Genomic DNA, 6,756 nt, shown 5'->3' on the forward strand with positions numbered 1-6,756 from the left:
TTATCCCTCCTGCAACGTTAACACCAAGTGCTCCATTAATCCCTGCACATTCACATTGGAATGAAGCCGTTTTTTTGCTTCTAAAACAGCGAGAATTTGGTTCGTAACGCTTTGTTGTGTAAATTGCAGCGCATGCTGTTTTATTGATTGGAATAAGTCTTGATAAATCAGTTTATCTTCATTTCCAATTTGGATGGATAATACATCACGGTATATCAATAAGAGCATATCAAGACCCATTTCTTGATGGGTTTTTTCTTTGAAAAAGGGCACCCACTGATCCTGAATGAAGAAAAAGGCATGTCCTTTCCGCTGATGTAAGACTTCATACAATTTTATCACTTTCGCTCTGGACTCTGCAAACTCATCATTTCGACTTAATTCGACTGCTTCCGCAATATTATTTGTCATATTTGCTAAGAGCCGGGCCATGTGAGGGCTCACTTCCTGTTCAATCAGTCTTTCTTCTATGGCTTTCGGCTGAAGCGGCTGGAACGGAAGAACCTGACATCTCGAAACGATGGTATCCAGTATTCGGTGGAGCTGCTCAGTAAGCAGAATTGCGATGGTGTCTTGACTCGGCTCCTCTAAAAACTTCAGCAGACTGTTTGCCGCATTTTTCGTCATTTGATCCGCATGGGATATAATGTACAGCTTTTTATGCGATTCCAGTCCTGTTTTAGAAAACTCTTCCTGAAGCGATTGGATCTGAGCCTTTTTAATGGATAATCCGTCGGGCTGAACCACATGCAGGTCGGGATGGTTTCCGGATTCGATACGCTTACAGTTCCGGCACTCCCCGCAAGGCTCAGTCCCGCCTTCAAGGCAAAAAAAGCTTTTTGCGAGAAGCAGTGCGGCATCCAATTTGCCCGTACCTTTTTTGCCTTCAAACAGATATGCGTGAGAAAGCCTTTTCTTTTCAATGCTGTTATGCAAAAGCCGCATCACTCTGGGCTGCTGCCCGGTCATTTCCTTCCATGATATTGCCATTGTATCACTCTCTATGTGTAAAGGTTAATCAATAAACCTTTTATTTCTCCGATTCGATCCAGCAAATCAATTGCCGGTTTTTCCTGATCTAACATTTCTTCCGTCAGCTGAAGCAGTTTTTCATCTATTTCTTTCACAAGCCCCAGGGTCCGGCTGCTGCCGTACAAGTCAAAGCTTTTCTCCGTCTCATGCGATAATCCGCTGTCTACGGCCTCTTTTACAAAACGTTTTACCAATCCTTTGAATTTCGCTAAGTCTTTGAAGTTTCTCGACTTCGTCAGCCTTTTCCCGAACGTTTCTATATCCGTTAAGAACCTGCTCAGCTGATCAAATTTCAGCTTGCTGCTTTGGCTGTCCATTGAACTTTTAAACGTTCCGGAAAGCTCTGCCGCTTTATAAGCAGGCTGCTGCTTTTTCTCAATAAATGTACGTAAGTCAGAATTTATTTTCACGTCGTCAAATCCTTAAAATTGATGAAATTCATCGACCGGGAGGACAAAGACCGTCGCTCCGCCGACTTCCACTTCGACGGGATATGGAACGTAGGAATCCGCATTCCCGCCCATCGGGGATACCGGGGCAATCATCTGATCACGTTTACAGCCATTCTCTTTAATGAGGCTGAGCGCTTTATCGACACGGATATCTTCCACCCCGATCATAAACGTCGTATTGCCTGATTTAAGGAATCCGCCTGTTGTCGCAAGCTTCGTCACCCTGAAGTTGTGGTCGGTTAATACTTTCAAAAGCCTGTTGCTGTCCTGATCCTGCACCACTGCCACTATTAATTTCATTCTCTAGGCCCCCTTTAGGTTGGAAAGAACATTGTCGTTACATTCATTATAGCAACTTATGAGAAACAGGTCACAACTGAATTTTTTTCAATGCTTCATTTATCACTTGAAGCGCGTCCTGAATGACGAGTTCCTTCTTTTTCGATGCGTCGATTGTATGGAATCTTTCCGGAAAACGCTGCATAACCTTTTGGTATCCTTCCCGTACTTTCGTGTGAAAGTGCAGGGCCTCAAGATCGAGACGATTCTTTTCTCTTGAATCATTCGACGTAATCCGTTTCAACCCTTCTTCAGGCTCAATAGAAAAATAGATGGTGACATCAGGCATCGTATCGCCGATTGCAAACTGGTTGATAGAAAGAACTTCATCAATGCCGAGCCCTCTCGCATAGCCTTGATAAGCCAGCGAACTGTCGATGAAACGATCACACAGCACAATGCGCCCTTCTTTCAATGCAGGCTGCACCTTTTCGGTTAAATGCTGTCTTCTCGCCGCGGCGTAAAGCAGTGCCTCCGTTTTTGCATCCATCAGTGTATTGTTTTTATTTAAGATCACTTCTCTGATCTGTTCCGCAATGTCGATGCCGCCCGGTTCTCTTGTCGCTGTCACCGGGAGCCCCTCTGCCGACAGAATCTCTTTCAGTTCCTGAAGCACAGTCGTTTTCCCTGCACCTTCAGGACCTTCAAATGTTATAAATAAACCGCTCATGATTTCTCCTCTTCTATATAGACAAGTAATTGTTCCCCGTTTAACAAGCCTTGAATATGCGCGTCCATGCCGATTAAACGGGAAAGCTTCTGTACGATCTCTTCTGTTATCCGTTCGCCGTCCATGATCAGCGGAATTCCCGGCGGATAAGGAATAATGTTCCCCGCATGCAAGCGCCCGGCCGCCTTATTTATATCTGCAGGCTCTTTTGTAAACTTCCGCATCTCATTTTGCGGATATTCAAGTGTCGAAATGGACGGAAATGTCCAATTCACGGCATCCGGCAATTTATCGGGCGGTGTATTCTCCAGTTTCTGCTGTATGTTTCTTACGGCTGCCTGTTCTATCATCCGCCGGCCGCCTATCGGCAGTACGAGCAATACTTGGTACTCGTCAGCCAGCTCGGCAACAATGCCTTCACTCTCCAAAATGCGTTGTAATGAATAGCCGGAATGTCCGAGCTTTGACCGAAGTATTAATTTTAACGGGTCCGCCCACAGCCCATATCCGGAAGGCTCGATTATTTCAATAGAAGAAATTGATGCGAACCTTCGTTTGATTTTCTCAATGTGCTCCATATGGACGGGAAGTGTCCCTTTTTCAGCAATATCCTGCACATAAGCACGCGCCGTATCTAAAGATGCCATAATCGGATATGACGGGCTGCTGCTTTGCAAACTGCTTACATAATAAGTTAATCGATCTCTGTCAATTCGGGTGCTGTTTAAATGAAAGTAAGATCCCATCGTCATAGCCGGAAGCGTTTTGTGAGCCGATTGAACAACGGCGTCCGCCCCCATAGCCAATGATGAAGGCGGGAAAGGCTGGCCTAACACAAAGTGAGCCCCATGAGCCTCATCCACCAGTACAGGAACACCGTATGAATGGGCTTTTTTAACTGCCGCAGTCAAATCGGCGGCGTGTCCGTAGTAAGTCGGATTGGTCAAAACAAGTCCTTTCGCGTTCGGATATGACGCCAGCGCTTTTTCGATGACTGAAAGGGATACATGTGCCGGCACATGCATGTTTTCATCGATTTCCGGCGCCAAATAAACCGGCTTGGCTCCGGCCAATGCCACCGCATGGAAAACAGACTTGTGACAATTACGCTGGATCAGAATGGGTTCACCCGGTTCACAAACAGCTAAAATCATCGCCAGATTGCCGGCGGTCGTTCCATTGACGAGAAAGAAGCTTTCCTGAGAGCCGTACAATCTGCTCACCAAATCCTGCGCTTCCTTAATGACCCCCGTCGGGTGATGCAAGTCATCAAGACCCGTGATCTCAGTCATATCAATAGATAAAAGAGATTGATATACAGATTTGGCTTCATCAAAAAAGACATCTCCATTGTGATGTCCCGGAACATGAAAAGAATACGTATTTCGGTGCGCATGCTTCATCAGCGCTGTATATAAAGGTGTGTCCATTTTTAAACAAATCCTTTGCCTGTCTTTCTTATTATATCGTGCCTGCGAGCCAACTTAAAGCTAAGACTTTTTGCCATCTAGCCGTTATCCCGGCCGGACCTCATATCAAGCAGCTTCTTTTTTAAATCGCCTTCCATGATAACAAGCTCCTCCTCGGCACGCCTGCGTTTCATCCTGCCTTCTTCTTGAATAGACATGATTTCTTCAAGTGTGCTGACTAAGCTTTCCTGCACTTTTTTGAGGGTGTCTGCCTCAACAAGTCCGCGCTCATTGGCTTTGGCGGTCTCGACTGTGCTTGTTTTCAGAAGTTCGGCGTTTTTCAGCAGCAATTGATTTGTCGTATCCGCCGCCTTCTGCTGCACATCTGCCGCACTCCGCTGCCTCATAAGCGTCAGCGCGATGGCGACTTGATTCTTCCATAAAGGAATAGCCGTAACAATGGAGGACTGAATTTTCTCTGCCAGTGCCTGATTCGTGTTTTGAATCAGACGGATTTGCGGCGCACTCTGAAGCGTAATCTGCCTGCTCAGCAGCAGATCATGCACCCTCTTATCCAGACGGTCGGCAAACTGGCGAAGATCATTCACTTCCTGCGCGTCCATTTGATTGTGTTCTCGTAATTCGGCTTTTCTTGCCGCTTCGGGAATAAGCTTTGTTTTCAGCTCATCTAATTTTAATTCACCCGCTGCTATATACATAGTTAAATCAGAAAAGTATTGTTTATTTTGGGCGTACAGCTGATCTAACCATTTATTGTCACTCAACAGCACATTTTTAGAATGTTCCAGCCTTCTGCTGATACGGTCAATCTGCACACTTGTCTTTTGATATTTCGAAAGCACTTCCTGCACAGATCCGGATACCCTTTTAAACAGCCGGGCGAAAAATCCTTTGTTCTTTACCTGCAGATCATCGGGGTTTACCTGGTCAAGCTTCAGCATCAGATCAGCCAATATCTGTCCCATCTCTCCTGCATCTTTTCTTTGCACGTGCTCTATCATCGTGTGGGAAAATTCCAGAAGATTCGCCTGCGCCTGTGAACCAAACAGAACAATGCTTTGCATGTTCCCAGGGTCCAGTTTTTCAGCGAGCTGAAGTGCCGCTTCTCTTTTTTCTTCCGGCAGCGTATCTGCAAGCTTTAGATGAGTCTGGTCATTTTGGGCGCCCATACTGTCGTCGGAACGGTCTTTGGCCATTTCCTTCTTCCTTTCTTATTTTCTCAGTGAATGCTTTGCCATATCTAATTCAAAGTGCAGGTCGTCGATGTCCTCCTTCATCAGTTCATGAAGATCCTCTCCCAGCCTTCTGGAAAGCTCTTCCAGAGTCATCCTCGTCTCACTCAAGGACATTGATAAATCTTTATTTTTTCGCGGCTGTGATGAGAGCAAAGCATACTTTTCCGTCAGTTCCACAACAGAATCAAGCGTTTGATAATAGAAACGCTCTGCCTGATAAAAACGCTTCGGCTCCTGCTTGGTGAGCAGATATATTCGTCGGGTTATCCGCAGTATCTCTGCATTCTGCTTCAGCATTTGTATACTTTTAGAGCGAAAAAGCGCCCTGCGTAATCGGATGATTTTACCCTTTGCTTCCTCAAGATTTTCCTTGATATAAGCATATTCTTTTCTTGTCAGCCGGTGTTTTTTTAAAAAGAGACGCTTCGCATTCCACAAGCCGGACGCACTGACTGCGGCTCCGCCGGCTGCCCCGTATAAAAGCGAATACAGAAAAGGCTGATGCCCTATCGTAAAGAAGGTTATCCCCGCTAATACAAAAACTGCGCTGCCGCAAAACGTCCATTTCATATATTGAATAAACGGTTTCATACGTGATCGACTCCTATTTATTCACTTTTATCAGTATTATCTATTACATTCCATGTCTAAACAAGTTCCTCTTCTTATCGTATCAGTTCTTTTATAAAAAGTGAAAAAACTCCTCTGATTTCAGGCAAAAAAAAGACCCTTTTCAGGGTTAAGAATATAACGTCGGTGTATGAAGGCTTTTCAGTTTACGAACGAAAAATTCATAATTCGGATCAGAGGTCGGAGTGGAAACTACTTTCTTCTCACACTCTAAACATATAAATTTCGTATAAATATGGATTCCCCTGCTTTTCTTGGTTTCACACACAATACATGTTTCTTCATGGCCGGACGTTTCATTCATTTTGCCCACCTCCGTATGAATAGCCTTCCCTTAAGCTGTTGATTGTATACACAATTTGGATCTTTTTGAAGTTTGCAATTAGTATATGGGCGTTCCCGTATTTCGGTGTTTGTTTTGTTTTTATTCAAAAACAAAAAAGGCAGCTCATCATGAGCTGCCTTTACCGAAATGATAGCTTGGCGGCGTCCTACTCTCACAGGGGGAAACCCCCGACTACCATCGGCGCTGAAGAGCTTAACTTCCGTGTTCGGCATGGGAACGGGTGTGACCTCTTCGCTATCGCCACCAAACCATTGAGAGTGTTCTCTCAAAACTAGATAACAGTAAGCATACATTCAAATTGGTTAAGTCCTCGATCGATTAGTATCTGTCAGCTCCATGTGTCGCCACACTTCCACCTCAGACCTATCAACCTGATCATCTTTCAGGGATCTTACTTCCTTGCGGAATGGGAAATCTCATCTTGAGGGGGGCTTCATGCTTAGATGCTTTCAGCACTTATCCCGTCCGCACATAGCTACCCAGCGATGCCCTTGGCAGAACAACTGGTACACCAGCGGTGCGTCCATCCCGGTCCTCTCGTACTAAGGACAGCTCCTCTCAAATTTCCTGCGCCCGCGACGGATAGGGACCGAACTGTCTCACGACGTTCTGAACCCAGCTC

The 6,756-nt window shown here is 45.4% G+C and carries 8 protein-coding genes and 2 rRNA genes; all 10 read right to left on the reverse strand.

Annotated elements, in window-relative coordinates; genetic code table 11:
- The gene (holB, locus tag ACWJJS_RS19640) at positions 1 to 990 is read right to left on the reverse strand and encodes a DNA polymerase III subunit delta' (RefSeq protein ID WP_070081258.1); all 990 of its coding nucleotides are present in this window, start codon (positions 988 to 990) and stop codon (positions 1 to 3) included.
- An 11-nt stretch (positions 991 to 1,001) separates the two neighbouring features.
- The gene (locus ACWJJS_RS19645; RefSeq protein ID WP_004264730.1) at positions 1,002 to 1,442 is read right to left on the reverse strand and encodes a YaaR family protein; all 441 of its coding nucleotides are present in this window, start codon (positions 1,440 to 1,442) and stop codon (positions 1,002 to 1,004) included.
- A gap of 12 nt (positions 1,443 to 1,454) precedes the next feature.
- Positions 1,455 to 1,784, reverse strand: coding sequence for a cyclic di-AMP receptor DarA (gene darA / locus ACWJJS_RS19650; protein WP_004264734.1), 330 nt, complete (start codon positions 1,782 to 1,784; stop codon positions 1,455 to 1,457).
- A gap of 70 nt (positions 1,785 to 1,854) precedes the next feature.
- Positions 1,855 to 2,493, reverse strand: a complete 639-nt coding sequence (tmk, locus tag ACWJJS_RS19655; RefSeq protein WP_004264737.1) for a dTMP kinase — start codon at positions 2,491 to 2,493, stop codon at positions 1,855 to 1,857.
- Positions 2,490 to 3,923 carry an aminotransferase class I/II-fold pyridoxal phosphate-dependent enzyme gene (locus ACWJJS_RS19660; protein ID WP_454023830.1) on the reverse strand — a complete coding sequence of 478 codons (1,434 nt, stop codon included), beginning with the start codon at positions 3,921 to 3,923 and terminating at the stop codon, positions 2,490 to 2,492. The genes tmk and ACWJJS_RS19660 overlap by 4 nt, the downstream gene beginning before the upstream one ends.
- Positions 3,924 to 4,000: 77 nt before the next feature.
- Positions 4,001 to 5,119, reverse strand: coding sequence for a toxic anion resistance protein (locus ACWJJS_RS19665; protein WP_070081256.1), 1,119 nt, complete (start codon positions 5,117 to 5,119; stop codon positions 4,001 to 4,003).
- A gap of 15 nt (positions 5,120 to 5,134) precedes the next feature.
- On the reverse strand, positions 5,135 to 5,749 hold the full coding sequence (locus ACWJJS_RS19670; RefSeq protein ID WP_454023831.1) for a 5-bromo-4-chloroindolyl phosphate hydrolysis family protein: 615 nt from the start codon (positions 5,747 to 5,749) through the stop codon (positions 5,135 to 5,137).
- A 148-nt stretch (positions 5,750 to 5,897) separates the two neighbouring features.
- Positions 5,898 to 6,092 carry a sigma factor G inhibitor Gin gene (locus ACWJJS_RS19675; RefSeq protein ID WP_004264749.1) on the reverse strand — a complete coding sequence of 65 codons (195 nt, stop codon included), beginning with the start codon at positions 6,090 to 6,092 and terminating at the stop codon, positions 5,898 to 5,900.
- Positions 6,093 to 6,266: 174 nt separating this feature from the next.
- Positions 6,267 to 6,382, reverse strand: a 5S ribosomal RNA gene (rrf, locus tag ACWJJS_RS19680).
- 50 nt (positions 6,383 to 6,432) lie between these two features.
- A 23S ribosomal RNA gene (locus ACWJJS_RS19685) occupies positions 6,433 to 6,756 on the reverse strand; the annotation flags it as partial.

The sequence above is a fragment of the Bacillus sp. JK106 genome (assembly GCF_053663355.1).